27 protein-coding genes are annotated in these 25,468 nt (G+C 65.1%); 11 read left to right on the top strand and 16 right to left on the bottom strand.

Annotation, left to right across the window (positions count from 1 at the left end):
- Positions 1-58: 58 nt before the first annotated feature.
- Positions 59-2,608 (bottom strand): ABC transporter permease, encoded by a 2,550-nt coding sequence (locus BUA41_RS01340; RefSeq protein WP_072818924.1) that lies wholly within the window; start codon positions 2,606-2,608, stop codon positions 59-61.
- A complete protein-coding gene (locus BUA41_RS01345) occupies positions 2,605-3,321 on the bottom strand; it encodes an ABC transporter ATP-binding protein (RefSeq protein WP_072818926.1) in 717 nt (238 codons plus the stop codon). The genes BUA41_RS01340 and BUA41_RS01345 overlap by 4 nt, the downstream gene beginning before the upstream one ends.
- Here BUA41_RS01345 and BUA41_RS01350 point away from each other — a divergent pair.
- The 3 genes from BUA41_RS01350 (at position 3,320) to BUA41_RS01360 (ending at position 4,651) form a co-directional block, all read left to right on the top strand.
- Positions 3,320-3,982: an arylesterase gene (locus BUA41_RS01350; protein ID WP_072818928.1), complete on the top strand. Its 663-nt coding sequence runs from the start codon at positions 3,320-3,322 to the stop codon at positions 3,980-3,982. The genes BUA41_RS01345 and BUA41_RS01350 overlap by 2 nt on opposite strands.
- A gap of 61 nt (positions 3,983-4,043) precedes the next feature.
- Positions 4,044-4,307 carry a type II toxin-antitoxin system Phd/YefM family antitoxin gene (locus BUA41_RS01355; RefSeq protein ID WP_072818931.1) on the top strand — a complete coding sequence of 88 codons (264 nt, stop codon included), beginning with the start codon at positions 4,044-4,046 and terminating at the stop codon, positions 4,305-4,307.
- Positions 4,307-4,651, top strand: a complete 345-nt coding sequence (locus BUA41_RS01360) for a type II toxin-antitoxin system RelE/ParE family toxin (RefSeq protein ID WP_072818933.1) — start codon at positions 4,307-4,309, stop codon at positions 4,649-4,651. Before BUA41_RS01355 ends, BUA41_RS01360 begins: the two co-directional genes overlap by 1 nt.
- Positions 4,652-4,724: 73 nt before the next feature.
- Here the strand turns inward: BUA41_RS01360 and BUA41_RS01365 are convergent, their stop codons facing one another.
- Entirely contained in the window at positions 4,725-5,612 is an 888-nt protein-coding gene (locus BUA41_RS01365) for a DMT family transporter (protein WP_072818935.1), read from the bottom strand.
- 193 nt (positions 5,613-5,805) lie between these two features.
- Here BUA41_RS01365 and BUA41_RS01370 point away from each other — a divergent pair, with 193 nt between their 5' ends.
- Entirely contained in the window at positions 5,806-6,828 is a 1,023-nt protein-coding gene (locus BUA41_RS01370; RefSeq protein ID WP_072818938.1) for a zinc transporter ZntB, read from the top strand.
- A 38-nt stretch (positions 6,829-6,866) separates the two neighbouring features.
- On the opposite strand, the gene BUA41_RS01375 is transcribed toward BUA41_RS01370, so the two are convergent.
- Positions 6,867-7,136, bottom strand: a complete 270-nt coding sequence (locus BUA41_RS01375; protein WP_072818940.1) for an Rdx family protein — start codon at positions 7,134-7,136, stop codon at positions 6,867-6,869.
- An 80-nt stretch (positions 7,137-7,216) separates the two neighbouring features.
- Here BUA41_RS01375 and BUA41_RS01380 point away from each other — a divergent pair, with 80 nt between their 5' ends.
- The 6 genes from BUA41_RS01380 to BUA41_RS01405 all read left to right on the top strand — a co-directional run bounded on the left by BUA41_RS01380 (position 7,217) and on the right by BUA41_RS01405 (position 13,494).
- Positions 7,217-8,530, top strand: coding sequence for an MFS transporter (locus BUA41_RS01380; RefSeq protein ID WP_072818943.1), 1,314 nt, complete (start codon positions 7,217-7,219; stop codon positions 8,528-8,530).
- A gap of 104 nt (positions 8,531-8,634) precedes the next feature.
- Entirely contained in the window at positions 8,635-9,066 is a 432-nt protein-coding gene (locus tag BUA41_RS01385) for a PAS domain S-box protein (protein WP_072818945.1), read from the top strand.
- Positions 9,067-9,215: 149 nt separating this feature from the next.
- Complete coding sequence (locus BUA41_RS01390) at positions 9,216-9,419, top strand: PA3496 family putative envelope integrity protein (RefSeq protein WP_072818948.1); 204 nt, start codon at positions 9,216-9,218, stop codon at positions 9,417-9,419.
- A gap of 138 nt (positions 9,420-9,557) precedes the next feature.
- A complete protein-coding gene (gene ettA, locus BUA41_RS01395) occupies positions 9,558-11,219 on the top strand; it encodes an energy-dependent translational throttle protein EttA (RefSeq protein ID WP_072818950.1) in 1,662 nt (553 codons plus the stop codon).
- Between the two features lie 120 nt (positions 11,220-11,339).
- Positions 11,340-12,677, top strand: a complete 1,338-nt coding sequence (locus BUA41_RS01400; RefSeq protein WP_072818952.1) for a DUF2254 domain-containing protein — start codon at positions 11,340-11,342, stop codon at positions 12,675-12,677.
- A gap of 64 nt (positions 12,678-12,741) precedes the next feature.
- Positions 12,742-13,494 carry an SDR family oxidoreductase gene (locus BUA41_RS01405; protein ID WP_072818955.1) on the top strand — a complete coding sequence of 251 codons (753 nt, stop codon included), beginning with the start codon at positions 12,742-12,744 and terminating at the stop codon, positions 13,492-13,494.
- 181 nt (positions 13,495-13,675) lie between these two features.
- Here the strand turns inward: BUA41_RS01405 and lpxL are convergent, their stop codons facing one another.
- The 12 genes from lpxL to BUA41_RS01465 form a co-directional block, all read right to left on the bottom strand.
- Complete coding sequence (gene lpxL, locus BUA41_RS01410; RefSeq protein ID WP_072818958.1) at positions 13,676-14,590, bottom strand: LpxL/LpxP family Kdo(2)-lipid IV(A) lauroyl/palmitoleoyl acyltransferase; 915 nt, start codon at positions 14,588-14,590, stop codon at positions 13,676-13,678.
- Between the two features lie 74 nt (positions 14,591-14,664).
- On the bottom strand, positions 14,665-15,771 hold the full coding sequence (gene alr / locus BUA41_RS01415) for an alanine racemase (protein ID WP_072818960.1): 1,107 nt from the start codon (positions 15,769-15,771) through the stop codon (positions 14,665-14,667).
- Between the two features lie 24 nt (positions 15,772-15,795).
- The gene (locus BUA41_RS01420; RefSeq protein ID WP_072818962.1) at positions 15,796-17,298 is read right to left on the bottom strand and encodes a TolC family outer membrane protein; all 1,503 of its coding nucleotides are present in this window, start codon (positions 17,296-17,298) and stop codon (positions 15,796-15,798) included.
- 183 nt (positions 17,299-17,481) lie between these two features.
- Positions 17,482-18,456, bottom strand: coding sequence for an RNA polymerase sigma factor RpoS (gene rpoS / locus BUA41_RS01425; protein WP_072818964.1), 975 nt, complete (start codon positions 18,454-18,456; stop codon positions 17,482-17,484).
- Between the two features lie 129 nt (positions 18,457-18,585).
- Positions 18,586-19,935, bottom strand: coding sequence for a peptidoglycan DD-metalloendopeptidase family protein (locus BUA41_RS01430; protein WP_072818966.1), 1,350 nt, complete (start codon positions 19,933-19,935; stop codon positions 18,586-18,588).
- Between the two features lie 6 nt (positions 19,936-19,941).
- A complete protein-coding gene (locus BUA41_RS01435) occupies positions 19,942-20,871 on the bottom strand; it encodes a DUF368 domain-containing protein (protein ID WP_072818969.1) in 930 nt (309 codons plus the stop codon).
- Positions 20,868-21,539 carry a protein-L-isoaspartate(D-aspartate) O-methyltransferase gene (locus BUA41_RS01440; protein ID WP_072818971.1) on the bottom strand — a complete coding sequence of 224 codons (672 nt, stop codon included), beginning with the start codon at positions 21,537-21,539 and terminating at the stop codon, positions 20,868-20,870. The genes BUA41_RS01435 and BUA41_RS01440 overlap by 4 nt, the downstream gene beginning before the upstream one ends.
- The gene (gene surE, locus BUA41_RS01445) at positions 21,520-22,272 is read right to left on the bottom strand and encodes a 5'/3'-nucleotidase SurE (RefSeq protein WP_072818974.1); all 753 of its coding nucleotides are present in this window, start codon (positions 22,270-22,272) and stop codon (positions 21,520-21,522) included. Before surE ends, BUA41_RS01440 begins: the two co-directional genes overlap by 20 nt.
- Positions 22,273-22,326: 54 nt before the next feature.
- Complete coding sequence (gene truD / locus BUA41_RS01450) at positions 22,327-23,379, bottom strand: tRNA pseudouridine(13) synthase TruD (RefSeq protein ID WP_371829234.1); 1,053 nt, start codon at positions 23,377-23,379, stop codon at positions 22,327-22,329.
- Positions 23,363-23,884, bottom strand: coding sequence for a 2-C-methyl-D-erythritol 2,4-cyclodiphosphate synthase (gene ispF, locus BUA41_RS01455; protein ID WP_175546913.1), 522 nt, complete (start codon positions 23,882-23,884; stop codon positions 23,363-23,365). Before ispF ends, truD begins: the two co-directional genes overlap by 17 nt.
- Entirely contained in the window at positions 23,881-24,609 is a 729-nt protein-coding gene (ispD, locus tag BUA41_RS01460; protein WP_072819428.1) for a 2-C-methyl-D-erythritol 4-phosphate cytidylyltransferase, read from the bottom strand. Before ispD ends, ispF begins: the two co-directional genes overlap by 4 nt.
- Positions 24,609-24,917: a septum formation initiator family protein gene (locus BUA41_RS01465; protein WP_072818977.1), complete on the bottom strand. Its 309-nt coding sequence runs from the start codon at positions 24,915-24,917 to the stop codon at positions 24,609-24,611. Before BUA41_RS01465 ends, ispD begins: the two co-directional genes overlap by 1 nt.
- Before the next feature lie 183 nt (positions 24,918-25,100).
- Here BUA41_RS01465 and BUA41_RS01470 point away from each other — a divergent pair, with 183 nt between their 5' ends.
- Positions 25,101-25,412 carry a YqfO family protein gene (locus BUA41_RS01470; RefSeq protein ID WP_072818979.1) on the top strand — a complete coding sequence of 104 codons (312 nt, stop codon included), beginning with the start codon at positions 25,101-25,103 and terminating at the stop codon, positions 25,410-25,412.
- Positions 25,413-25,468: the final 56 nt, after the last annotated feature.

The following is a 25,468-nucleotide window of genomic DNA, read 5'->3' on the forward strand; positions in this document are numbered from 1 at the left end:
TGGCAAGATAACAGACCGCATGGCAAGATTCCTCACCACTTGAAACCCTGCAATAAACTCACGCCTCGCCCAGCAAGCCCAGGCTGGCCATCGGCGTCTGGCGACGTACGCCCCGGGACAGCGCATGACCGATGAGCCCGATGAGCAGCGCCCCGCCGAGCGGCAGGACCAGCCACATCGGCCAGTGGATGCGGGGCGCCAGGTCCAGCCAGCCGATATAGACGCCGGCGGCGGCCAGTTCGGCCAGCAATGCGCCCATCAGGCCGCTGGTGAAGCCCAGCAGCGCGAATTCAACGCCCTGGATGCGCGATATCAGTCGACCGCCGGCGCCGAAGACTCGCAGCAGGCCGCTCTCGTGGGTGCGCAGGGTGTGGCTGGCGGTCAGCGCGGCGTAGAGCACGCTCACCCCGGCCAGCAGGACGAAGGCCAGCACGAATTCCACCGCCCGGGTGACCTGGGACAGCAGTTCGCGCACCCGGCCCAGGATCGCCTCGACGTTGATCAGCGACACGCCGGGATAGGCCGACACCAGCTTGCCCGGCACATCGCTGCCATCCTCGACGTGGAAGGCGGTGATGTAGCTGTGGCCGAAACGCTCGAGCACCTCGGGTGGAAAGACGATATAGAAGTTGGGCCGGAAGCTGTCCCAATCGAGATTTCGCAGGCTGGTGATCTCGCCGGTGATGTCCGCGCCGCCGATGGAAAACGTCAGGGTATCGCCGAGATCGACCCCGAAGCGCTCGGCCAGGCCATCTTCCATCGAGATCGGCACGGTGCCGTCCGCGGGCGATGCGGCGGCATCCGAGGCGAACCAGCTGCCCTTCACCACCCGGTTGCCGGTGGGCACCTCTTCCTTCCAGGTCAGGTTGAGTTCGCGACGCAAGGCGTTGTCGCCACGGCTCTCCGGCGGCACGACGTCTTCCGGCGACTGATCGTTGATCGCCACGATGCGCCCGCGCACCATGGGATACAGGGCGCTGCGACTGGCATCGCCGGCGTTGAGGATGTCCGTGAAGCCGTCGCGCTCGTCGGGCTGGATGTTGATGGCAAAGTAGTTGGGGGTGTCCTCGGGCAACTGCGCCTGCCAGGTGGTCAGCAGGTCGCCGCGCACCAGGGTGATGATCGCCATGGCAGCGAAGGTCACCGCGAAGGCCAGCAGCTGGCCGAGGCTCGCCTGGCGCCGCCGCGCCAGCTGCCGCGCTCCCAGCCTGAGGGCCTGGGCAGCGCCACCCGCGCCGTTGCCGAATCGTCCCGCCAGACGCAGCACCGCCCCCAGCAGCAGCCAGCCCAGTGTCCACAGCACCACCAGCGCCGCCAACCCTCCCAGCAGCAGGCCAAGGGAGAGCATGAAATCGCCGGAATAGAGCCACAGCAGCCCGCCGAACACCAGGCTCGCCACGCCCACCACCAGCCAGGCCGAGGCCGGCAGCGGATCGAGTTCGCGACGCAGCACCTTGAGCGCGCTGACCTGCTTGAGACGCAGTAGGGTCGGACCGGCAAAGCCCACCAGCACCGCCAGGGCGGTCAATATGCCCAGCAGCAGCGGCAGGATGCCCGGAGGCGGCAACTCCAGCGGCAGAAAGCGCGTCAGCAGTGCCAGCAGCCCCGCCTGTCCCGCCAGACCGAGCAGCGCGCCGATAATCGAGGCGGAGAGCGCCAGCCACAAGAGCTGCAATGCGAACAGCTGGGTCAATTGACGCTGGGATGCCCCGAAACAGCGCAGCAAGGCGGCGGTATCCAGATGACGGTCGACGTAGCGTCGGGTCGCCATGGCCACCGCGACACCGGCGAGCAGCACCGCCGCGAGCCCCGCCAGGCTGAGATATTTCTCGGCCCGCTCCAGGGCGTTGCCGAGCTGGGGGCGGTCCTCGCGCACGTCCTCGATCTCGACCCCTTGCCGTTCGAGCCGGGCCAGCAGATCCTCGACCCGGGCCACCGCCTGGGGCGGCCCCTTGGCCAGCAGTTCGTATTCGACCCGGGAGCCGGGGCGCACCAGCCCGGTGGCCTCGAGATCGTCGAGGTGCATCATCAGGCGGGGATTGAAGCTGCCGAAGCCGGCGGACTGGTCGGGTTCGCGCTCGATCAGCCCGGACACCGGGAACCGGGATTGACCGACCTGAACGCTCTCGCCGATCCCGACATCGAGCAATTGGGCCAGACGCGGCGCGATCCAGATGCTGCCGGGCGACGGCCCGTGAGCCACCTCCTCGATACCGCCGCCCAGGTCGACGCGCACCTTGCCATAGAGCGGATAGGCCCCGTCGACCACCTTGAGGCTCGCCGGCTGGAACGAAGCGTCACGACTGGCCATGGAGACCAAGTCGACCTGATCGGCCAGGGTCAGCCCCGCCTCCTCGAGCTGCCGACGCAGGTCGGAATCGAAGGGCTTGCCCTGTTCCAGCTTGATGTCGCCACCCACCAGCTGGCCGGCCTGGCGCGTCAGGCCGCGGTCGAGACGATCCAGGAAGAAACCGATCATCGTCGAGGCCGCCACCGCCAGGGCCAGGGCCACGAACAGGGCGCGCACGTCGCTGGCCCGCAGGTCGCGGCGCAACCCCTTCAGGGACAGCCGAAGCAGGCCGCCCCCGCCTCTTGCACCATGACTCATGCTTCCACCTCGTCCCGGTCGAGAGCCGCCAGGCGCCCGGCGTCGAGCCCGAGGCAGCGGTCACAGCGCCGTGCCAGATGATGATCGTGAGTGACCAGCACCAGGGTGGTGCCCGCCTCGCGGTTGAGCTCGAACAGCAGATCGATGACCTTTCCGCCGGTGCCGCGATCGAGATTGCCGGTGGGTTCGTCGGCGAACACCAGCTCGGGGCGCGTGACGAACGCCCGCGCCACCGCCACGCGCTGCTGTTCGCCGCCGGAGAGCTGCTTGGGCAGATGGTTCATGCGCTCTCCCAGCCCCACCCGGGTCAGCCACTCCCGGGCCTTCGCCTGATGATCGTCGCCCGGCAGCAGTTCCAGGGGCAGCAGCGTATTCTCCAGGGCGGTCAGGGTGGGCAGCAGTTGAAAGTTCTGGAACACGAAACCGACCCGCCCGGCCCGCAGCCCGGCACGCCCATCCTCGTCGAGAGAGGGCAGCGACTGGCCGAACAAGGTGAGTTCTCCCCGGGTCGGCGTGTCGAGGCCGGCCAGCAGCCCCAGCAGGGTCGACTTGCCGGCGCCGGAACTCCCCAGGATCGCCACGCTCTCACCGGGAAACACCTCGAGGTCGAGATTGCTTAGAATATCCAGACGGCGTTCGCCGCTGACGACCTGCTTGCCCAGCCCCCGGGCATGTAGAATCGGGCTCATTTCACGCGCTTGGGAGTTGGACATGGTGCACGCTTTCCCTGTGGTTGTACGGTTCCTGAAAAAAGGCTGGCTGGTGGCGCTGCTGCTAGTCTGGGCCAGCGCGGCGAATGCCGCCTCCACGACGCTGCTGGTCCTGGGCGACAGCCTGAGTGCCGCCTACGGAATCGAGCGCGAGGCCGGCTGGGTCAATCTACTACGCCAGCGCCTCGGCGACGACGTCAAGGTCGTCAATGCCAGCATCAGCGGCGAAACCACCGCCGGTGGCGAGACACGCCTGCCGGAATTACTCCGACAGCACGCGCCGGACATCGTTCTGATCGAGCTGGGCGGCAACGACGGCCTGCGGGGCCTGTCGCCCCAGCAGATGCGCGGCAATCTCTCGAGCATGATCGAGGCCAGCCAACGGGCCGAGGCCAAGGTGCTGCTGGTGGGCATCGAGATACCGCCCAACTACGGTCAGGCCTACACCCGGGCCTTCAGGTCAGTCTACCGTGGCCTGGCCGAGAAGTACGGGGTGCCGCTGGTGCCCTTTCTGCTCGACGGTATCGCCCTCGATGACGGTCTGATGCAGGACGACGGCATCCACCCCACCGCCGAGGCCCAGCCACGCATGCTCGAGAATGTCTGGCCCAAGCTCGAACCCCTGCTGCCGAAGCAGGCACGAGAACGGGTGGCGAGTCATTGAGCGGTTCGCCAATGGTCCATTCATGGTCCATAATCGAACCAATCGGCAAAGGAGCTCACCCATGCGTACCGAAACCATCAGTTACCTGAAGCAGAACGCCGCCACCCTCGACGTCCAGGAGCCCTTGGTCATCACCCAGAACGGCAAGCCCACCTACGTGGTGGAATCCTATGCCGCTCACGAACGCCGGGAACAGGCCATCGCCCTGCTCAAGCTGCTGAGCCTGGGCGAACGCAGCCGCGAGGCCGGCATGACCATGAGCGCCGAGGAGTTCATGGCAAAGCTCAAGGCCGACCACGCAGCCGAGCGAGGTGAGCCCACCTGATGCCTTCAAGCGCGGTCACTTTCGAAGATACGGCACTGCAATCCCTTCGTCATTGTCGGCATTTTCTTATCGATAATCTTGAAATGCCGATAGACCAGGCTCATGCCTATACCTGGGGCTTGGCCGATAAGGCGGCTGCCCGCCTAGCGGATCACGCCGCCACCTATGCGATCTGCCGCCAGACGACAACCCTTGGCGTCAATCATTACCGCGAACTGCCGATCGACCACTATCGCGTCGTCTATCGCCTGTGGCCGGAAACCCGGACCGTTTCCATCTATCTCTTTGCCCACCAGCGCCAGGATTTCAAGCAGCTGCTGTTCCACTACCAGCTATTCAGGTGACGCCATCGCTCGCTGAAGCGAGCTCCCACGGGGGATCGGAGCCATCAGGATGACCGGGCGATGGCCATGACCTTCACGCCCGGGCCGGCGCCGGCGTCTTCTGCAACTGCTGCAATCCCAGGCCGCCCAGGATCAATACCAGGCCGATCAGCGTCGAGGCGAGGATCGGCTCGCCGACGACCAGGTGCAACAGCAACAGCGACACCGGTGGCGACAGGAAGATCAGGTTGGAGACCTTGGCGGTACGCGAGATCTGCTGGACCGCCATCTGCCAGAGCACGAAGGCGATGCCCATCTCGAACAGCCCCACGTAGACCCCCGCCCCCAGGCTGCCCCAGCCATGCCAGGTGAAGCCGGGACCGAAGGCAACGATGACGGTCAACACCGGCAGGCCGACGCTGAAATTCTGCCACTGGGCGACCAGCGGCTCCCGAGGGTCCTTGGCATTGAGCAGCCAGTAGAGCGCCCAGAGCAGCGTCGAGGCCAGGGCAAGGCCAACCCCCACGGGATCGGCAAAGGCCACATCGAACACCGCGCCCCGGGTGGCAATGACCCACACCCCCGCATAGGCGACCAGCCCCGCGAACACATCCATGCGGGTCAGGCGCTGCCCCAGGATCGGCACGGCGAGAAAGGCCATGGCCAGGGCCCAGGTGTAGTTGAGGGCCATGGCCTCCTGGCCCGGCAACCGATCATAGGCGGCGAACAGCACCAGGTAGTAGGCCACGGGATTCATCATTCCCGCCCACAGTGCCGTACGCCAGCCGCTGCGCAACGCTCGGCCGAGCTGGCCGCGCCGGATCACCAGAGCGCCGATCAGAAACCAGGAGACCAGTGCGGCGATCCAGATCAGCTCGACCGGCGTCATGCTCGCCAGCGCCAGCTTGAAGGCCGTGGCCACGGTGGACCATAGCGCCACCGCGCCGACGCCGCAGAGCATCGCTCGACGATCCTGGGTCATGCCCGCTCCCTGTCTGTTCCGTGTTTACGCTAAAGTAGCCAGCCTAAGGAATCACTGCATGAATGCCTACACGAACGAATTGCTGCGTTGCACTTCATTTCGTTCGGCGATTTATTCGGCAATTCCCTAACCACCTTGCCTCTCCCAAGGCGAGGATGGCGATCACCTGACACTGGCTTTGAGGAATGCTTTCATGGCGGCATCCAGCGATACCCTGCCGATGGCGGCGCCCGATACGCCGCCCGCCCGGACCAGCGCCTTCGTCACCGCCTACTGCCTGGACGGCACCGGCGGCGGAACCCTGCTCGATGCCGATCAGCTCCACCGGCTCTGGAACAGCAATGAGCCTTCCCTGTGGCTGCATCTGGATTTTCGCCACGACGACGTCATGACCTACCTGCACTCCCTGGCGGGCCTCGACGAGGCGGTCATCGAGGCCTTGCTCGAAGAGGACACTCGCCCTCGGGTCGCCCGCTTCGGGCGTGGTGTCGTCACCACCTTGCGCGGCATCAACTTCAACCCTGGCGCGGCTCGGGACGACCTGATCTCGCTGCGGGTATGGATGACACCCAAGCGGCTGATCACGCTGCGCCGCCACCCCCTGCACGCGGTCAGCGTGGTCAGGGAGCGCATCGACGGCGGCGATGGCGCCCTCACGATACCGGACCTGGTGGCCTGGCTGACCGAAACCCTGGTCGACCAGGTAGGGGATGTCACCCACCAGCTCGACGAGAATCTGGCCAGGATGGAGGAAGCCCAGCTGACCGATCAGGCGGAGATCGACGCCGACGACCTGGCCAGGATACGCCGCCCCCTGATCAACTTGCGCCGCTTCATGGGGCCGCAGCGCGATTGTTTGTCACAGCTGGCCCAGGGCCCACTGTGGCTCGACGAGGAGACCAAGGTGTCGCTTCGCGAGAGCGCCAACCAGCTCTCGCGCTATGTCGAGGACTTCAATGCCATGCAGGAACGGGCGCTGATCCTTCAGGAGCAGCTCTGGAGCGAGCACAACGAACGGCTCAATCAGCGCATGTACATGCTGGCCATCATCACCACGGTCTTCCTGCCGCTGAGCTTTCTCACCGGGTTGCTGGGCATCAACGTCGGCGGCATCCCCGGCGCCGAGAGCCCCTACGGCTTCACGGTGTTCATCGGCATCACCCTGGTGATCGGCGTACTGGTGATGCTGCTGCTCAAGCGCAAACACTGGTGGTAAGGCATTCATTCGGTGCTTCTTCAGAGCCTTTAAGGCTCTCAGCGATCGATATGCCCCAGATCGCGCCCCGGATCAAGCCGGTCGCGCACCCGACGCTTGAGCTCCTTGATGTCGGGAAACCCGCCGTCGCGCTTGCGCTCCCAGATCACCTCCTCGTCGCACAGTACCTCGAAGTGGCCCCCATGACTGGGCGCCAGCGCGACCTGTTCGAGATCCTCGCCGAAGGTGGAAAGCAATTCCTGGGCATACCACCCGGCCCTGAGAAGCCACTGGCATTGCGTGCAATAATGGATGCGTATTCGAGCCATCGTCGTTCTCTTCAAAGCGTGTCGATGGCTCATCATAACAAGGCGCTGGCGCTTTCAAGAGCCCATCAAGGAGGATACTCATGGCCGATACTCCCATAAGCCAGTCGCGTCTCTACGAGTGGCTGACCGGCGATGAAGACAGCCGCATGTGCAAGGACATCTCCGACGAGGCGTGCCATGAGCAACCCGGCAATTTCTTTCGTCACCTGCTCGCCTCGCTGGGCAACAAGCTGGCCGACGAACTCTCCAGCGCACGCCTGGTGCTGCCCTGGTTGCTGGGGGCGATCGGCGCCCCGGTGTGGATGGTGGGCCTGCTGGTGCCGATCCGCGAGGCCGGGGCCCTGCTGCCCCAGGTCTTCATCGCCGGCTTCATACGCCATATGCCGCAACGCAAGTGGGTGTGGGTCGTTGGCGGTGTCCTGCAGTCATTGTGCGCCGCGCTACTGGCTGTGCTGGCATTGGCGAGCAGCGGTGGGCTAGGCGGCGCCCTGGTGCTGGCCGTGCTCGTCGCCTTGTCCCTCGCAAGGGGGCTCTCTTCCATTGCCACCAAGGACGTGCTGGGCAAGACCATCGCCAAGCAGCGTCGCGGCAACCTGATGGGCTGGAGCGGTAGCGTGGCCGGAGGCATCACCCTTCTCGCCGGCGCGGTGCTCATGCTGTTCGAGGATCGGCCTGGCGAGATCGCCCTGGCGATACTACTGGCCATCGCTGCACTGGGCTGGGCGATCAATGCAGCCTGTGCCGCCGCCATCCGAGAGGATCGCGGTGCCGAGGAAGGCGGCGAGAATGCCTGGAACAGCGTTCGACGCGGCCTGCATCTCATGCGCGAGGATCGAACCTTCCTGCATTTCAATGTATCCCGCGCCCTGCTGCTCTCCAGCGCGCTCGCGCTGCCCTACATCGCCCTGCTCGGCCAGCAGCAGAGTGGCGAGGATCTCGGCGGTCTCGGCGTGCTCATCGTGGTCTCCGGGCTGGCTGGCATGCTGGCAAGCCCGGTGTGGGGCAAGCGCGCCGACACCTCCAGCCGCCGCGTCATGCGCGATGCGGGCCTGATCGCGGCACTGTGCTGCCTGGCGGCGGCGGGAGTCGCCTGGGCGCCCGGCGGCTGGAGCGAGACGGTATGGCCCTATGCCGTCGTCTATGGTGTGCTGGTCATCGCCCATGCCGGAGTGCGCCTGGGACGCAAGACCTACATCGTGGACATGGCCACCCGCGACCAGCGCGCCCTCTACGTCGCCTTGTCGAACACGCTGACCGGCATTCTGATGTTGATCGTCGGTGGCATCATCGGGGCGCTGGCGCAGTGGCTGGGCAGCGACGGCCTGCTGCTGGTGCTGGCCCTGTGTGCCCTGGCGGCGGCGGCCACCGCCCAACGCCTCCCCGAGGTCGAATAGGGGCGACAAAGCGTTGAAAACCCTGCCCAGTCTGGCCATGATAGGCATAATGGGTTGCGCTTAGGGCGATCGCGCCAACGACCTGTCACAGGACTGCGAGACGTATGAAAAGACCCACCATGATCGACGCGGAGTTGCTGGAGCGTATCGTCGATGCCTCGGCGGATGGCATCGTCGTGGCCGAGCAGGAAGGCGACGACACCATCCTGATCTACGTTAATCAGGGATTCGAGCGCCTGACCGGCTACAGCACCGACGAAATCCTCTATCGCGACTGCCGTTTCCTGCAGAAGAACGATCGCGACCAGCCTGGGCTGGACAACATACGTCAGGCGATCGCCGAGCAACGCCCCTGTCGTGAGGTGCTGCGCAACTACCGCAAGGATGGCAGCCTGTTCTGGAACGAACTGTCGATCACGCCGGTGTTCGACGAGCAGGATCAGCTCACTTACTTCATCGGTGTGCAGAAGGATGTCACCGACCGCGTCGAGGCGCTTCAGGAGCTCGAGGCGCTCAAGGCCAAGCACGGCGCTTGATTCCCCACGTTTTTTCCGCAAAAACGCTTGTCCTCGATCACGACCGGCGCTATATAGCGAGCATGGCACCTGGATTCGCCCGAAAGCCTTGGAAGCACGGGTCGATGAGGCTGCCATGTCGCCAACATAGGGTCATCGGAGGGTCGAGCATGAGCCATGACACGCTTAGTGACGAACAACTCGACGAGCAGGATGTCTTCGAAACCGACAGTGACAGCGATACGCAATACCATCGCTCCCGAAGCAGTCGTGCCGACACCTTGCGGCTGCGCCGCCAGGTCGAGGCGCTGCTGGAGGAGCGCAGGCTGAAGCGGGCGATAGAAGACGACTGGGCGCTGGAAGAAGAAGAATAATGCCGAGTCGCGAGCAGGGCTGACCATTCACCCATCCCAGCCTGCATGCCGCGGGCCGGCTCTGGCCACGGACTGGCCTTTCCTCGGTGCGACCACTATCATCTAGGCCACCGCAACCCCCAACACGAATGGATTTCCATGGCGCAATACGTCTACACCATGAACCGGGTGGGCAAGGTCGTGCCCCCGAAGCGCGAGATATTGAAGGACATCTCGCTCTCATTCTTCCCTGGCGCCAAGATCGGCGTGCTGGGACTCAACGGCGCCGGCAAGTCGACCCTGCTGCGCATCATGGCCGGCGTCGATACCGAGTACAACGGCGAGGCCCGCCCCATGCCGGGCCTCAACATCGGTTACCTGCCCCAGGAGCCGGAACTCGACGACAGCAAGAGCGTGCGCGAGACCGTCGAGGAAGCCGTCGGCGAGATCAAGAAGGCCCAGGAGCAGCTCGACGCCGTCTACGCCGCCTACGCCGAACCCGATGCAGATTTCGACGCCCTGGCCGCCGAGCAGGCGCGTCTGGAGAACCTGATCGAGGCTTCCGACGCGCACAACCTGGAGCGCAAGCTGGAGGTGGCCGCCGAGGCGCTGCGCCTGCCCGCCTGGGAAGCCAACGTCGGCGTGCTCTCCGGCGGCGAACGCCGCCGCGTGGCGCTGTGCCGGCTGCTGCTCTCCAACCCGGACATGCTGCTGCTCGACGAACCCACCAACCACCTGGACGCGGAATCCGTGGCCTGGCTCGAGCGCTTCCTGCACGATTACTCGGGTACCGTGGTGGCCATCACCCACGACCGCTACTTCCTGGACAACGTCGCCGGCTGGATCCTCGAACTCGACCGCGGCCAGGGCATTCCCTTCGAGGGCAACTACTCCGACTGGCTCGAAGCCAAGGAGAAGCGACTGGCTCAGGAAGCCAAGCAGGAGGCCTCGCGCCAGAAGGCCATCAAGGAAGAACTGGACTGGGTCCGGCAGAATCCCAAGGGCCGCCAGGCCAAGAGCAAGGCGCGCCTCAACCGCTTCGAGGAGATGCAGTCCGGCGACTTCCAGAAGCGCAACGAGACCAACGAGATCTACATTCCGCCCGGCCCGCGCCTGGGCGACAAGGTGATCGAGCTGCACGACGTCAGCAAGCGCTACGGCGACAAGCTGCTCTTCGAGCATCTGTCGTTCCAGGTGCCCAAGGGGGCCATCGTCGGCATCATCGGTGGCAACGGCGCCGGCAAGTCGTCGCTGTTCCGCATGATCAACGGCACCGAACAGCCCGACGAAGGCGAAATCGTCATCGGTGAAACCGTCGAGATCGCCTACGTCGAGCAGCTGCGCGATGCCCTCGACAACAAGCAGACCGTCTGGGAGGCCGTCTCCGAAGGCCAGGACATCCTCAACATCAACGGCTACGAGGTGTCGTCCCGGGCCTATGTGGGGCGTTTCAACTTCAAGGGCAACGACCAGCAGAAACGGCTCTCGGAACTCTCCGGCGGCGAGCGCGGACGCCTGCAACTGGCCCAGACCCTGAAGCAGGGCGCCAACGTGCTGCTGCTCGACGAGCCCTCCAACGACCTGGATATCGAGACCCTGCGCGCCCTGGAAGAGGCCCTGCTGGCCTTCCCCGGCTGCGTCCTGGTGATCTCTCACGACCGCTGGTTCCTCGATCGCATCGCCACGCACATCCTCGCCTACGAAGGGGATTCCCAGGTGGTGTTCTTCGAGGGCAACTACACCGATTACGAAGCGGATCACAAGAAGCGCGTCGGCAACGACACGCCGCACCGCATGAAGTACAAGCGTATCGATGCCTGACCGTTGCTAGCGCATGAGCGTTGCGACCAAGGGCTTCTTCCCGACCGGGAAGGAGCCCTTTTCGTGTGGTGACATGACGGTGGCCACGACCATGGGCGACACCGTCGCGAGGACCCTCGGATGAGCTCCGTATTGACCTGGCCCTTTCGGGCAGTGAAGACGTTTCGCCACAGCATCGCCTTTCTGCCCAGCCAGCTGGCCCTGGCCTATCTGCTGCTGGGCCTGGCGGTGGTGGTGCCCTCCCTGGACGCCGCCACGCTGCCGGACTTCCTCGGCTGGCTGAAGTTCAAGGATCAGGATACCGCCCGCACCCTGCTCGCGACCTTGATCGCCGCCATGATCTCGCTGATGGTGTTCAGCTTCTCGATGGTCATGACGGTGCTCTCCCAGGCCGGGGGCAACTTCTCGCACAAGCTGGTGTTCGGCCTGATCACCGAACGCCACCACCAGTGGGTGCTGGGCCACTATCTAGGCACCATTCTCTTCATTCTCATCCTGCTGATCGTGCCATTGAATGGCGAGGCACCAAGCCTGTGGCGCTCGATGGGCATCTACCTGGGTGTCGTCATGGTGATTCACTGCCTGGGCCTGTTCGTGTACTTCATCCACAACGCTTCTCAATCGGTACAGATCAATGCCATCACCGCGGGGCTGCACCGCGAGACCCGCCTGGCTCTCGAACGCCTGGAATCCCAGCAGCGCGATGCGCGCTGGCGCCATCGGGAAACACCCCCGGAGCCCGGCGGGACCTGGCACACGATCCACTCCCGACGCAGCGGTTATATCCAGAACGTGAAGCTCGAGGCCCTGGCCGACCTGGCGGAATCCATCGATGCGGTGATCCACCTCAACTTCAGCCTCGGCGACTTCACCGTCGAGGAGTTTCCGCTGTTCAAGGTCGAGGCCTCCCGGCCGCCCGAGGAAAGCTGGTGCCGGGATGTGCTGGCGCAACTGGCCTACGTCCAGGGCGAGACCGTCGAGGACCTCTACATCAACGGCCTCACCCAGCTCATGGAAATCGCCGTCAAGGCCCTGTCGCCGGGCATCAACGACCCGGGTACCGCACGCCTGTGCATCCACCAGCTCACCGAGCTGCTGATCCGGCGACTCAAGCTCGTGCCCAGCAACGCCCTGACCGACGAGCAGGGCCACATCCGCGTGACCTGGCCGATACGCCCCTTCGAAACCCTGCTCTATCGCCTTTTCATCCCCATACTCCACTATGGCAAGGACGACGTGAGTATCGACCTGGCGCTGCTCAAGGCGCTCAAGACGCTTTCGCTCTATGCCAAGCATCGGGAACTCGAGGTGATTCAGGCCCACGCGGATCGGGTCATCGCGACACTGCGCCAGCTCGCTCGGGACGGCCTGGACCATCGGTTCATCGATGAACGCCTGAACAGCGGCGAACATCGCCTGCAACTGCCCGGGACCCTGGCCGCCACGCCGCCCCCTTGAAAAGCCGCCCTCCCGGCCGCATATCGAGAAGATTAACGAAAAGCAGCGACGCATGGAGGCATGCATGAGCAACGAGCAGAACGACAGGATTCAAGGCAAGGTCGTCGTCATCACCGGTGCGAGCAGCGGTCTCGGGGCCGAGACGGCCCGTCATCTCGCCCGGCGCGGCGCCAGGCTGGTGCTCGCGGCACGGCGCCAGGAGCGTCTCGACGAACTGGCCAGGGAGCTCAAGGACCTCGGCGCCGAGGCAACGGTCAAGGCCACCGACGTGACTGACCGAGGCCAGGTCGAGGCGTTGGTGAAGCATGCCACGGACACCTACGGGCGTCTCGACGTGATGGTCAACAACGCCGGCCTGATGCCGCTGTCACCCCTGGCCGAAGGCCGGGTCGACGAGTGGGAGCAGATGATCGACGTCAACGTGAAGGGCGTGATGTATGGCATCCACGCCGCCCTGCCGGTGATGAACCAGCAACAGAGCGGCCACTTCATCAATCTCTCCTCCGTGGCCGGTCACGTGGTCTTCCCGGGCAGTGCCGTCTACAGTGCCTCGAAGTTCGCCGTCTGGGCCCTCTCGGAAGGCCTGCGCAAGGAGGCCGGACCCAACATCCGCACCACCACCCTGTCGCCCGGGGCCGTGCAAAGCGAGCTGCCCCAGAGCGTGGGCCACGACGAGACCGCCAAGCAGGTCAACGACCTCTACGAGATGGCGATTCCCGCCGACAGTGTGGCGCGAGCCATCGTCTACGCCATCGAGCAGCCGGCGGACGTGGACATCAACGAGATCATCCTGCGCCCCACCGCTCAGGAAATGTAAGGGGCCAGTTCAAGCTTGGATCATTGGCAGGAGCTCGCTTAAGCGAGCGATGGTGGTCTTGAAATCGCCCGGTAAACCGGGCTCCCACCAACCCTTTCAACCGATGACTACCCTTGCCTCGTTCCGAGGCAAGGGTTTTTCATGAATCCCTCGTGTCTCGCCGCGACATGCAGCGCAGGCGTCAATAGACGCCTGGCTCACCCGACGGGCGGGTCTTGAAGCGTCGGTGCAGCCACAGGTACTGCTCGGGATGACGGCGGATCGCCGCCTCGATCACCGCATTGATCCGGGCGGCATCGCTTACCTCGTCGCCACTGGGAAAATGCTCCAGGGCGGGCAGGTATTCCAGCGTATAGGTACGATCGTCGGAATTGCGGTGGAAGATCAAAGGCATGACCGGGGCCCCGGTCATGCGGGCGATCTTGGCGGTGAGCTTGATGGTGGCCGCTTCCACGCCGAAGAACGGTGCAAAGACACTGGCCTCGCGTCCGAAATCCTGATCCGGCGAATACCAGACCGCATGGCCGGCCTTGATGCGCCGCACGACACCGCGCAGATCGTAACGGTCGATGGCCTGGCCGAAGATGCGCGAACGCGCGCGGGTCATGAAGCGCTCGAACAGCGGGTTGTCGTGGGGGCGATAGACCACATCGGCCGGAAAGAACAGCGAGTGCAGCGCGCCTCCCAGATCCAGGGTCGAGAAATGGATACCGATGATCAAGGCGCCCTTGCCCTGGGCCATGGCACGCTGCATGTGCTGTTCGCCCTTGAAGGTCACGCGATGGCGCAGGTGCTCGGGGTCGCGGCACCAGCCGGTGGCCGTTTCCAGGATGCCGATGCCGTTGGCGATGAAGGTATCGCGCACCAGTTGCGCTTGCCGCTCCTCGTCGAGCTCGGGAAAGACCAGGCGCAGGTTGGTTTCGGTGATATGTCGCCGGCGCCTGGCGAAACGCCAGGCCAGCAGGCCGATCGCCTTGCCGACCCCCAGCTTGAGCCGCCAGGGCAGCCAGGCACCGAGGCGCATCAGGGCGATGGCCAGCCAGGTCGGCCAGAAGCGCGGGTGTAGAAAAGCGGTCTTTGAAGCCGTGTCTGCCATGCGCCGGTTCACTTGTCCTCGAAGCCTGTCCGGAAGCCGACCATTGTAGCCGGCACCGCGGGAGTCGTCAGGTATCAGCTCATACTACCGTGGTAACGACGCGGTACTCGCGGCAGTATGCCGGTCAGCAGCGTGTAGCTGATGGTGTCGCAATGACGGGCCACCTCGTCCACCGACAGCACCTCCCCACCCGGGTCCCGCCCCCACAGCGTGACGCGACTGCCGATAGCCGCCTCGGGAAGGTCGGTGATATCGACGGTCAGCATGTCCATGGAGACCTTGCCGGCGAGCACCGTGCGCCGGCCGTCGACCAGGACCGGCGTGCCGTCGACGGCGTGGCGATCGTAACCGTCGCCATAGCCTGCCGCGACGACACCGATACGCGAAGGGCGCGGCGCGATCCATCGCCCGCCGTAGCCTACCGGTTCGCCGGCATCGAGCTCCTGCACGGCGATGATCTCGGAGTGCAAGGTCATCACCGGCCTGAGTGCGCGACTGGCGTCGTTGGCCCCTTCCAGGGGATCACTGCCGTAGAGCATCACACCGGGACGGTTCCAGGCACCATGGGCTTGGGGCCAGGCCAGGGTCGCCGGCGAGTTGGCCAGGCAGGTGGGCGCGTCCAGGCGTGTCGCCAGTTCGTTCAGCAAGGCCAGCTGGCGGCGGAAGTAGCGCGTCTCGAGGGCATCCGCGGTGGCGAAATGGCTCATCAGATGCAGATCGCAAGCGTACCCTGGTGCGCCGGCCAGGCGCTGCCATATCTCGGGCAGGCGCTCCGGGGAAAACCCCAGGCGATGCATCCCCGAGTCGACCTTGACCCACACCGGGATCGGATGCCGAGGCCGGTAGTCCAGCAGGGCATCGACCTGCCATTCGCTGTGCACCGCCATCCATAGCCCCAGCGACTCGACGCGCGGGAGTTCGTCGCCGTGGAAGATGCCCTCCAGCAGCACGATCGGCTTGTCGATGCCGCCGTCGCGCAGCGCCTGGGCCTCCTCGATGCAGGCCACGGCAAAGGCCGGCGCCAGGTCATCCAACGCCCGGGCGCAGGCGAGGGCGCCGTGGCCATAGGCGTCGGCCTTGAGGACCGCCAGCGCCTGACTGTGGGGAGCAAGCTCGCGGGCCAGGCAGTAGTTGTGGCGAAGGGCGTCGAGATCGATCTCGGCGATGAGGGGACGACCCATGAAACATGGCTCCTGACGGCAGGTCTATCGGGACTGGGGCGGTGTCGGCGGCTCGCCGATGTCCATGACGGCATCGTAGTTCTCGTCTTCGGGAAGCTCGAGATGCACTTCGCTCTCCTCCCTGAGCCACTCATTGAGAGCACGGATGTCCCGAACATCCAGGATGCCCGACTCGCGACGCAATGCCAGGATGTCGATGACGTAGGTGTATCTCGCCTCGGCGTAATCTGCCAAGGCATTGTAGAGGCTCTGCTCGGCGTCGAGCACGTCGACGATGTTGCGCGTGCCCACCTCGTAGCCGGAACGGGTCGCCTCCAGGGCGCTGCGATTGGAGACGATGGCCTGCCGGCGCGCCTCGACGGCGGCCACGTCGTTCTTGACCTGGGTCAGCAGCGAGCGCACCTGGCGCACGGTTTCACGACGCTGGGATTCGAAGTCGTACTGGCTGGACTCGAGGAGATAGGTTGCCTGATCGACCTGGGCACTGGTCCTGCCGCCGGTGAAGAGAGGCCAGTTGGCCGTCAGCCCGACCTGGCTCGCAGAGTTGTTGCCATCCAGATAATCGACATCGGAATAATCGTAGCGAGCGAAGGCGTCGAGGGTGGGCAGATGGCCCGACTGGGCGATGTCCACGTCGCGGTTCGCCACGTCGATGGCCGCCTGGGTGGCCAGCAGGGTCGGGTTGTTCTCCATGGCCAGGGAGACCCAGGCACTGCGCGAGCTGGGTATGGGCGACTCGATGGGAAGCTCGTCGGCGAGACCCTCGATGCTCTCGTAGCGCTTGCCGGTCAGCCTTTCCAGCGCCTCGAAACTGACCTGGAGATCGCTCTGGGCGGCGATGCGCTCGGCCCGGGCCAGATCCGCGGCGGCTCTGGCCTCCTGCACGTCGGTGATGGCGATCAGCCCTACCTCGAACTGCTCGCGGGCCTGCTCGAGCTGGCGCCCGATGGCACGCTCCTGGGCGATACGAGCCTCCAGCACGTCGTAAGCGCGCAGTATCTCGAAATAGGCCTCGGAAACATCGAACAGCAGTTGCTGCCGGGTGGCTTCCAGGGAGAAGGCCTGTTGGTCGATCTCCTCCTCGGCACGCTGCAGCTCGAACCAGTTGGTGGCATCGAAGAGGGCCTGGGTGGCCTCCAACCCCACGCTGGTCGTGTTGTAGTTGTCCTCGCCGACCCCTGCGGAGGTCGACCCTCCCCCGCTGGTGCTCTGAACCGAACTCTCGGTGCCGATGTCCCCCGCAAAGGTGCTTTGCTCGTAGGTGCGATTGTGGGCAAGGCTGGCCGTGGCACCGACCTGCGGCAGCAGATCGCCCCGCTGCACGTTGCGTCCTTCCTCGACGCTGGCGAAGACCGAGCGTGACGAGGCCAGCTCGGCACTGTTGTCGAGGGCATCCCGGGTAATGGTCAAAAGATCGGCTGCCTGGACCGGGGCGGCCAGCGCTGCCGCCACCAGCAGTGGTAGCAGCTTGCGATCCCATGCACCGGGTACGGGCCGAGGGCGCGAGGAAGAACCTTGTGACGGCATCGACGTTATCCTTTTTTCGACGTGCGCTTCGAAGCGCGCACAATTTTACATACGATGACGCATGTTTGCTTGTCAGGCAATGCGCCAGCGCACTCTCGAGCGACTCGAGAAAGGTCCGGGACCATAACGACGAACGCGAGCCGGGGCTCGCGTTCGTCGACTGCTCGCTTGTCGCCTTGCCCGCTACTCGAAGATGGCTTCCAGGGAAAGGTTCTGTTTTTCCAGCACCCGACGCAGCTTCTTGAGCGCCTCGACCTGAATCTGGCGCACCCGCTCCCGGGTCAGCCCGATCTCCTCACCCACTTCTTCCAGGGTCGAGGCCTCATGGCCATGCAGACCGAAGCGGCGTACCACGACCTCCATCTGCTTGTCGGTCAGTTCGACCAACCAGGCATCCACGTGCTGCTTGACATCGACACTGACCAGGGACGATTCCGGACCGCTCTCGTTCTCGTCGGCCAGCGTCTCGATCAATGGCTTGTCGCTCTCGCCACCCAGCGGATAGTCCACCGAGGAGATCCGCTCGTTGAGCCCGAGCATCTTCTTGACCGTGCCCACCGGCTTGTCGAGGAACTCGGCGATCTCCTCGGCCGTCGCCTCGTGATCGAGCTTCTGGGTCAGTTCCCGGGCGGCGCGCAGGTAGATGTTGAGTTCCTTGACCACATGGATGGGCAGACGGATGGTACGGGTCTGATTCATCAGGGCCCGCTCGATGGTCTGGCGAATCCACCAGGTGGCGTAGGTCGAAAAACGAAAGCCGCGTTCCGGGTCGAATTTCTCCACGGCGCGGATCAGGCCGAGATTGCCTTCCTCGATGAGATCGAGCAACGACAGCCCGCGGTTGAGATAGCGTCTGGCGATCTTGACCACCAGGCGCAGGTTGGATTCGATCATGCGTTGCCGCCCAGCCGGGTCACCGCTCTGGGCCAGGCGCCCGAAATGAACCTCCTCCTCGGGGGTCAGCAGGGGGGAAAAACCAATTTCGTTGAGATAGATCTGAGTAGCATCAAGACTCTGATGGTAGTTGTTTTCCTCGCGGCTCAGCGCCTTTTCGAACGCAGCCTCTTCCTTGGCATCCACTTCATCGACGATGACCTCGACTTCGTCATCGACATCATTGAGATCGACTTCCTGAAGATTCCTTTCAAGCATGCTCATGTCGCTACCCCGTTGTCTGCGTGGAAAAGCAGTCATTGACCGGCTCTGTTGTTCTTATGACCCGTCCTGGTGCGATTGCCGAACTTCGGGGCCCGGCAACCGTCCTTTTCCTGCGATGAGACCTCCCCTCTAGCGTTGCGGCAAAAACTCGAGGGGGTCTCGAGGCTGGCCATCCTGGCGCACCTCGAAATGCAGCTTGACGCTCTCGGCATCGGTATCACCCATGGTGGCGATTACCTCGCCGGCGTCGACAACGTCGTTTTCTCGAACCCTGAGGCTATCATTATGTGCGTAAGCGCTCAGATAGCTGTCGTTGTGCTTGAGAAGAATCAGGTTGCCGTAGCCCCTCACGCCGTCGCCTGCGTAGACCACGATTCCGGGGCCCGCTGCCTTGACAGGTTGCCCCTTTTGTCCGGCGATATCAATGCCGGCGGTGATACTTGAGCCGTCGCCGAAACGCCCCACCAGCTGCCCCTCGGCAGGCCATTGCCAGGGCACCTCTTCGACGGGCGTGTAGCTGCGCTGCTGCGCCGACGGCGCATCCGCCCCGCCGGCGACCGCCGTGCCGGCGTCGGCAGCACTGCTGCCCGTATTACCCTGAGGAGACGTGTTGGTCGCTGCGGTATTGCGGTTCTGACTGGCCGCCTGATCGCTCTGCTGCGAAGCGGACGCTTGGGTGCGCTGCTGACTGGCCGCCTGATTGCTCTGCTGCGAAGCGGACGCTTGGGTGCGCTGCTGATTGGTCGCCTGATCGCTCTGCTGCGAAGCGGACGCTTGAGTATTGCTTGCGCCAGGGGCCTGCGGTGGGCCTTGCGATGCGCGTTGCGCCTCCGCCTGTTCTGCTGCCGCCCGCTGGCGCGCGAGCTCTTCGCGTTCGGCACGATCCTGGGCACTCAGTTGCCCATCGGCCCCGGGGCTGTCGTAGTTGTAGATCGGCCCCTGACCGCTCGCCCCTCCCGCCTGGCCGGCGGCAGCCATCGCCTGATCGTTCGGCCGGGTGGAAGACGGGGAAGCCGAAGGGGTCGAGGAGGAAGACGCAGCCGGCGAGGATTCCAGTGGGCGGCTGGTCAGACGCCGATTGCGCTCGATGGCCTCGGTATCCGGCGCCAGCCAATCCGGGGCCTGGGTGCCGGACACCCCGGCAGCCCCGGCGGCACCCGCCGTCATGTCGTCCTGGCCACCGGCATTGCCGGCCTGCGCCGCTGATGCCCGGCCGTCTTGACTCAGACGCAGCGTCTGGCCAGGTTGCAGTCGGTAAGGCGGGCTGATGTCGTTGATCTGGGCCAATGTCCGGAAATCCATGTTCTGCCGCCAGGCGATCCCGTAGAGGGTGTCGCCTTCCTCGACGGTCACGCTCCCGTTGCCCCGGGAGTCACGTGCCATGGAAAGATCACGAACGTCGGGGCCGGGGCTGCTGCTGGGAGCGGCACAGCCGGCAGCACCGAGCGCCAGTGCGGTTACAAGGAGAGCCTTGCGCATAGGGGATCAATCCTCTTCAGGAGATAACGAATGTCGTTCGCCCACGGCGAGTACCAGCAGCAGCCCCGCGGCCATCAGTACGAGCACCGGCAGCAACTGGGCGGAATCACCCGTGAGCCGAGCGTAATCGCTGGGCAGCAGATAGCGATAGTCCAGGGGGATCATCTGCTGATCCGGCCCGAGACGATAACTGACCATCTCGCGCCAGGGCCAGAGCAGCGGCAGTGAACCGATGATGAAACCGATCAGCAACTGGAGCGTGGCGGCGTGACAGTGGCGAAACAGCCAGGAGAGCAGGCGCGAAAAGAAGAACAGGCCAATGGCGCAGCCCAGGCCGAACTGCAGGATCAGACCGACATCGACACTCTTGATGCCTTCCATGACCGTGCCGTAAAGCCCCATGGTCAGCAGCAGAAAGCTGCCCGAGACCCCCGGCAGCAGCATGGCACTGATGGCGATGGCACCGCCGGCGATCAGGATCAGATCGCCGAAGCCGGCCATCATCGGCATCAGCCCCGGCAATACCTTGGCCAGCAGCAGTCCGACAACCAGGGGGACCAGATACCACCATCGCCAGCCCGGGACCTCGCGCCTGACCACCAGCGCGGAGGCCGCCACCAGCCCGAAGAAGAAGGCATTGAGCAATATCGGCTGGGTCTCCAGCAGGTAGGTGACCAGATGGGCCACGCTGACCAGGCTGGCCAGGATGCCCGCCACCAGGGGCAGCAGAAACGCCAGGTTGAGATGTTCGATCAATCCGGCCAGGCCATGACGGCGCCAGGCGCCGAAGGCCTCGGGGCCGAAGCGGCGGATGGTGTGGATCAGCTCTTCGTAGATGCCGGTGACGAAGGCGATGGTCCCCCCGGAGACACCGGGCACGGCGTCGGCGGCGCCCATCCCGGCCCCTCTGAGAAACAGCGCGAGGGCTCGTTTCAACGTATGACTCCTTCCAGAAGCGGTACGAAGCGTACCTGTTCGAGCCGCTGATGCTCGTAGCCGTTACCGCGACGCTGCACCCGGGTCAGCCACTGTGTGCCGTCGCTGTCCTCCAGCGGCGTGATCAAGGTACCCGTGTCACTCAATTGAGCCAGGAGCGCCGCAGGAAGTTCACTGGCGCAGGCAGTCAGCAGGATCACATCGAAGGGCGCGGCTTCGGGCCAGCCATGGGCGCCGTCCGTCAGGCGCAGACGCACGTTATAGGCCCCCAGCCTCGCCAGCCGGGTCCGCGCACGAGCGTGATGGGCCCGTATGCGTTCCAGCGACCAGACCTTGTCGACCAGCCGCGAGAGAATCAATGTCTGGTAGCCGGACCCGGTGCCGATCTCCAGCACGCTCGCCGGCTGTTCCGCCAGCACCAGCTCGCTCATGCGTGCCACCATCCACGGCTGCGACAGGGTCTGGCCGTGCCCGATGGGCAGCGAGGTATCCTCGTAGGCACGATGGGACAAGGCTTCGTCGAGGAACAGGTGGCGCGGTTCCCGAGCCATGACATCCCTCACTCGCTGATCCCGGATGCCGGCATCGGCCAGGCGCATCACCATGCGATCCCGGGTACGCTGCGAGGTCATGCCAATGCCGCTGAGCTCACCGGGTCCGCAACGCATCCAGCCATCCTTGCACGTCTTCCAGCGCCGTATGCCGGGTCAGGTCGGTGTGTAGCGGCGTGATCGACACATAGCCGGCGTCGATGGCGGCGAAGTCGGTGTCCGGGCCGTCGTCGGCATTCTCGCCGGCGGCGGCGATCCAGTAACGCATGCGACCGCGGGGGTCGCGGACCTCCAGGGGCTGAGTCGCCGGCCCTCGATAGCCCATGCGGGTGACGCGAAATCCCTGAAGCTCGTCCCAGGGTACGTCCGGCACGTTGACGTTGAGCAGGCTACGCGGCGGCAACGACAATGAATCCGCCGCGCCCACCAGACTCGCGGCGACTCGGCCCGCCGTGTCGAAGTGACGCGACCCGACCAGGGACATGGCAATGGCCGGCATGCCCAGATTGCGGCCCTCCATGGCGGCGGCGACGGTACCCGAATAGAGCACGTCATCGCCCAGGTTGCTGCCGTGATTGATTCCCGAGATCACCAGGTCGGGCTTCTCGTCCCAGACACCGTTCACCCCCAGGTAGACGCAGTCCGCCGGCGTGCCGTCGACGCTGTAGAACCCGTTATCCAGCGCCGTCAGGGCGAGAGGCCGGGACAGGGTCAGCGAGTTGCTGGCGCCGCTCTTGTCGCGGTCCGGGGCGACCACCCGTAGCCGCGCGTGAGCATCCAGCGCCTCGTAAAGGGCGCGTAGCCCCGGGGCATGCACCCCGTCGTCATTGGACAGCAACAGCTTGCGCATCGCTCCTCCTTCGCTTGCCGCGGCCACCTGCCGCCGCAATGGTTTTCGTCGAATTCAATTCAATGTCGGGTGTGCGATCAGCTCACGCAGCACCGCGGTGGCAAAGGCACCCCGCGGCAGTTCGAACCGCAGTGTCAGCCCCTGTTCGTCTCGGGTTAATGCCGGCACGCCCAGCACCACCCGCAACGCACGCCGTGCCAGACGCACCCCGGCTCGTTCGAGCCCTTCGCACAAGGCCGCCTGCTCGTCCTCGAGACGCTGCTCGTAACGCGCGGCTTCCCCCCGGGCCAGGGAGCGCCCCGTGCCCCACAGTACCCCGGTGGGGTGCAGATCGAGTCGCCCGGCACGCTCGACGAGCGTCTCGTCGCGCTGATCCGCGACGAACTGGCTGGCACTGCCCTCCAGCATCAGGACATCGCCCTCCAGCGGCGTCGCCCAGTCCCCGGCGGCGAGGCGCATGGCCAGCAGCTCGTTGAACAGATAGCTGCGCGCGGCGGAGAGCATCATGCCTTCCCGATCGTCGCGCTTGCGCCAGCCACGCGCCAGCATGTCACGTGCGCGCAGCAGGTTGCGCCCGTCCGGGCCGAAGCGCTGTGGTCCGAAATAGTTGGGTACGCCGCGCTCGCAGAGTATCTGCCAGCGCTGGTCGAAGTCGGAATGATCGACGATCGCGCCTCTCAAGCGAAGCACGAAACGATTGGCCCGGTGCACCCCGCGCTTGAGCTTGCGCGGGTGACGATGCCGCTCGAGCAGCCGCACCGGCGTGTCGCCCAGACGCGCGACGATGTCCTCCGGGGCCTCGCGGCCGGGAAGATGCACCGACAGCCACTGACGTGTCACCGCCACGCGATCCTTCATTCCCGAGAACCCCACTTCCCGGTGGGTCACGCCACACACCCTGGCCAATCGGCGGGCCAGCTCCAGGGTGGTCAGGTCGCGCTTCTCGATCCACAGCCAGAGATGCTCGCCATGGCCTTCCGGGGCGAAGTCGAGACGCTCCTCGACGACGAACTCCTCCGGCGTCGCCCGGTATTCGCCGGCCGCCAGCGGCCCGCCATGGGCACACGGCCAGCGGGGCGGCCAGGGAGCATCAATCGCCTTGTCCACTGGCCCTCCCCCTGGTCCCGGCGTCTCGATCCTGCGCGAGGAGCACGACGACGGCTTGGGCCGCGATGCCTTCGCCACGGCCGGTGAACCCCAGTCGCTCGCTGGTGGTTGCCTTCACGTTCACGGTGTCAAGAGATGCCTCGAGATCCGCGGCCAGGGTCGCGTTCATGGCACCGACATGCGGCGCCAGCCTGGGCGCCTGGGCGATGATGGTGGCATCCAGGTTGCCCAGCCGATAGCCGGCATCGCCGATCAGGCCCGACACATGGCGCAGCAGGACGCGGCTGTCGGCACCGGCCCAATGCGGGTCGGTATCGGGAAAATGCCGGCCGATATCGCCCAGGGCGCAGGCCCCCAGCAATGCGTCGCATACCGCATGCAGCAGCACATCGCCATCGGAGTGGGCGATGAACCCCCGCTCGTAGGGAATGCGCACCCCGCCGATCATCAGGTGATCGCCCTCACCAAAGGCATGCACGTCGAACCCGTGGCCGATACGTATCATGGTATTGTCTCCGCCCCCGGGACCTTGCCCTCCTCGGCCTGGACCGCGAAGATGCGCGCCGCCAGGGACAGGTCCTCGGGGTGAGTGATCTTGAGATTGTCACGCCGTGCCGGCACCAGGCGCGGCGCCAGTCCCAGGGCCTCGATCGCCGACGCCTCGTCGGTCACCCGGACCCCGCGCTCGCGAGCACCATGCAGGGCATCGCGCAGCAAGCCATAGCGGAAGGCCTGGGGCGTCAGTGCATGCCATAGCCCCTCGCGAGACTCGGTGGCCGTTACCCGGCCCCGCGCATCGGCACGCTTCATGGTGTCCGCCACCGGCATCGCCAGAAGCCCCCCGACCGGTTCCTCGGCAAGCACCTCGAGAAGGCGCTGCAGATCGTCGGGGTGCACGCAGGGACGCGCCACGTCGTGCACCAGCACCCAATCATCGGCAGCGGCCCGGTTGGCCAGCTCCTCGAGGGCATTGAGCACCGAGTCGGCACGCTCGCTGCCACCAGCAATACGCTGCCAGCGCTCGAACGGCACCCAGGCCGGATCGAACCAGGGATCGTCGGGCGCCAGGCACAGTCGCAGTGACGCCCGCGGATAGGCACGATGCAGGCGCTCCAGGGTATGGACGAGAACAGGCCGCCCCGCCAGGGACAGATACTGCTTGGGGCGATCGCCCCCCATGCGCCGGCCCTGCCCTGCCGCGGGCACGATCAGCCACAGCGCTTCGGGAATCACCGGGCACCTCCCGACGACGCTTCCGGGACGTCCACATCCGGCACCCAGAAGAACTGCTCGTCCTCGCGCACCATGCCGATGTCGCTGCGCGCCCGCTCCTCGATGGCATCGAGCCCGTTCTTGAGATCGACGACCTCGGCGGCGAGACGCTGGTTATTGGCTCGGGATGCCGCGTTCTCGGCCGCCAGCGCATCGGCCCGGGCGCGAATGTGCGCCAATTCCCGCAGGCCGCCCTCGCCGAACCACAGGCTGTACTGCAGCAAGGCGAACAGGCCGATCAGCACGATAGCGAGCCACTTGAGCATCTAAGTATCCTGTTCTTTCGGAGTCGTATCCCGTTCATTGCGAAAGTGAGTCGTCGTCGATGGTTTGCCTGAAATATCGGCGGCCATTATGCCATCATCGCTGAAGCCGCGCAGGCCAATCAGCCATCGGAAACGATCGCAATTCCCTCTCGCAGGGTGCCATAAACGACTGGAGTCACTCTCATGTACAAACTGGCCTTCTTCGTCCCCCTCGATGCTGCCGAAGCCGTCAAGGAAGCGGTCTTCGCCAGTGGCGCCGGGCGCATCGGCGATTATGAAGCCTGCTGCTTCCAGACCCGGGGCACCGGGCAATTTCGGCCACTCGAGGGGGCCGACCCGCATATCGGCAACGTTGGCGAACTGGAGCATGTGGAGGAACTCAAGGTGGAACTGGTGTGCAGCGACACCCTGATCCACGAGGCGGTCGCCAGGCTCAAGGCTGCCCATCCCTATGAAGAACCCGCCTATGAGGTGTGGAAGCTGGAAGACGTCTAGTCATTTCATGAGAACCGCCTCCCGAAGGAGGCGGCAAGACAACGGCAATGAAACCG

The sequence above is a fragment of the Modicisalibacter ilicicola DSM 19980 genome, assembly GCF_900128925.1.
Lineage (GTDB): Bacteria > Pseudomonadota > Gammaproteobacteria > Pseudomonadales > Halomonadaceae > Modicisalibacter > Modicisalibacter ilicicola.

What these genes read in the sequence shown, in the direction of transcription:
- BUA41_RS01340 (WP_072818924.1), bottom strand. Translation starts at nt 2,608, where the DNA reads ATGAGTCATGGTGCAAGAGGCGGGGGCGGCCTGCTTCGGCTGTCCCTG.
- BUA41_RS01350 (WP_072818928.1), top strand. Translation starts at nt 3,320, where the DNA reads ATGGTGCACGCTTTCCCTGTGGTTGTACGGTTCCTGAAAAAAGGCTGG.
- BUA41_RS01345 (WP_072818926.1), bottom strand. Translation starts at nt 3,321, where the DNA reads ATGTCCAACTCCCAAGCGCGTGAAATGAGCCCGATTCTACATGCCCGG.
- BUA41_RS01355 (WP_072818931.1), top strand. Translation starts at nt 4,044, where the DNA reads ATGCGTACCGAAACCATCAGTTACCTGAAGCAGAACGCCGCCACCCTC.
- BUA41_RS01360 (WP_072818933.1), top strand. Translation starts at nt 4,307, where the DNA reads ATGCCTTCAAGCGCGGTCACTTTCGAAGATACGGCACTGCAATCCCTT.
- BUA41_RS01365 (WP_072818935.1), bottom strand. Translation starts at nt 5,612, where the DNA reads ATGACCCAGGATCGTCGAGCGATGCTCTGCGGCGTCGGCGCGGTGGCG.
- BUA41_RS01370 (WP_072818938.1), top strand. Translation starts at nt 5,806, where the DNA reads ATGGCGGCATCCAGCGATACCCTGCCGATGGCGGCGCCCGATACGCCG.
- BUA41_RS01375 (WP_072818940.1), bottom strand. Translation starts at nt 7,136, where the DNA reads ATGGCTCGAATACGCATCCATTATTGCACGCAATGCCAGTGGCTTCTC.
- BUA41_RS01380 (WP_072818943.1), top strand. Translation starts at nt 7,217, where the DNA reads ATGGCCGATACTCCCATAAGCCAGTCGCGTCTCTACGAGTGGCTGACC.
- BUA41_RS01385 (WP_072818945.1), top strand. Translation starts at nt 8,635, where the DNA reads ATGAAAAGACCCACCATGATCGACGCGGAGTTGCTGGAGCGTATCGTC.
- BUA41_RS01390 (WP_072818948.1), top strand. Translation starts at nt 9,216, where the DNA reads ATGAGCCATGACACGCTTAGTGACGAACAACTCGACGAGCAGGATGTC.
- ettA (WP_072818950.1), top strand. Translation starts at nt 9,558, where the DNA reads ATGGCGCAATACGTCTACACCATGAACCGGGTGGGCAAGGTCGTGCCC.
- BUA41_RS01400 (WP_072818952.1), top strand. Translation starts at nt 11,340, where the DNA reads ATGAGCTCCGTATTGACCTGGCCCTTTCGGGCAGTGAAGACGTTTCGC.
- BUA41_RS01405 (WP_072818955.1), top strand. Translation starts at nt 12,742, where the DNA reads ATGAGCAACGAGCAGAACGACAGGATTCAAGGCAAGGTCGTCGTCATC.
- lpxL (WP_072818958.1), bottom strand. Translation starts at nt 14,590, where the DNA reads ATGGCAGACACGGCTTCAAAGACCGCTTTTCTACACCCGCGCTTCTGG.
- alr (WP_072818960.1), bottom strand. Translation starts at nt 15,771, where the DNA reads ATGGGTCGTCCCCTCATCGCCGAGATCGATCTCGACGCCCTTCGCCAC.
- BUA41_RS01420 (WP_072818962.1), bottom strand. Translation starts at nt 17,298, where the DNA reads ATGCCGTCACAAGGTTCTTCCTCGCGCCCTCGGCCCGTACCCGGTGCA.
- rpoS (WP_072818964.1), bottom strand. Translation starts at nt 18,456, where the DNA reads ATGAGCATGCTTGAAAGGAATCTTCAGGAAGTCGATCTCAATGATGTC.
- BUA41_RS01430 (WP_072818966.1), bottom strand. Translation starts at nt 19,935, where the DNA reads ATGCGCAAGGCTCTCCTTGTAACCGCACTGGCGCTCGGTGCTGCCGGC.
- BUA41_RS01440 (WP_072818971.1), bottom strand. Translation starts at nt 21,539, where the DNA reads ATGCGTTGCGGACCCGGTGAGCTCAGCGGCATTGGCATGACCTCGCAG.
- surE (WP_072818974.1), bottom strand. Translation starts at nt 22,272, where the DNA reads ATGCGCAAGCTGTTGCTGTCCAATGACGACGGGGTGCATGCCCCGGGG.
- ispF (WP_175546913.1), bottom strand. Translation starts at nt 23,884, where the DNA reads ATGATACGTATCGGCCACGGGTTCGACGTGCATGCCTTTGGTGAGGGC.
- BUA41_RS01465 (WP_072818977.1), bottom strand. Translation starts at nt 24,917, where the DNA reads ATGCTCAAGTGGCTCGCTATCGTGCTGATCGGCCTGTTCGCCTTGCTG.
- BUA41_RS01470 (WP_072818979.1), top strand. Translation starts at nt 25,101, where the DNA reads ATGTACAAACTGGCCTTCTTCGTCCCCCTCGATGCTGCCGAAGCCGTC.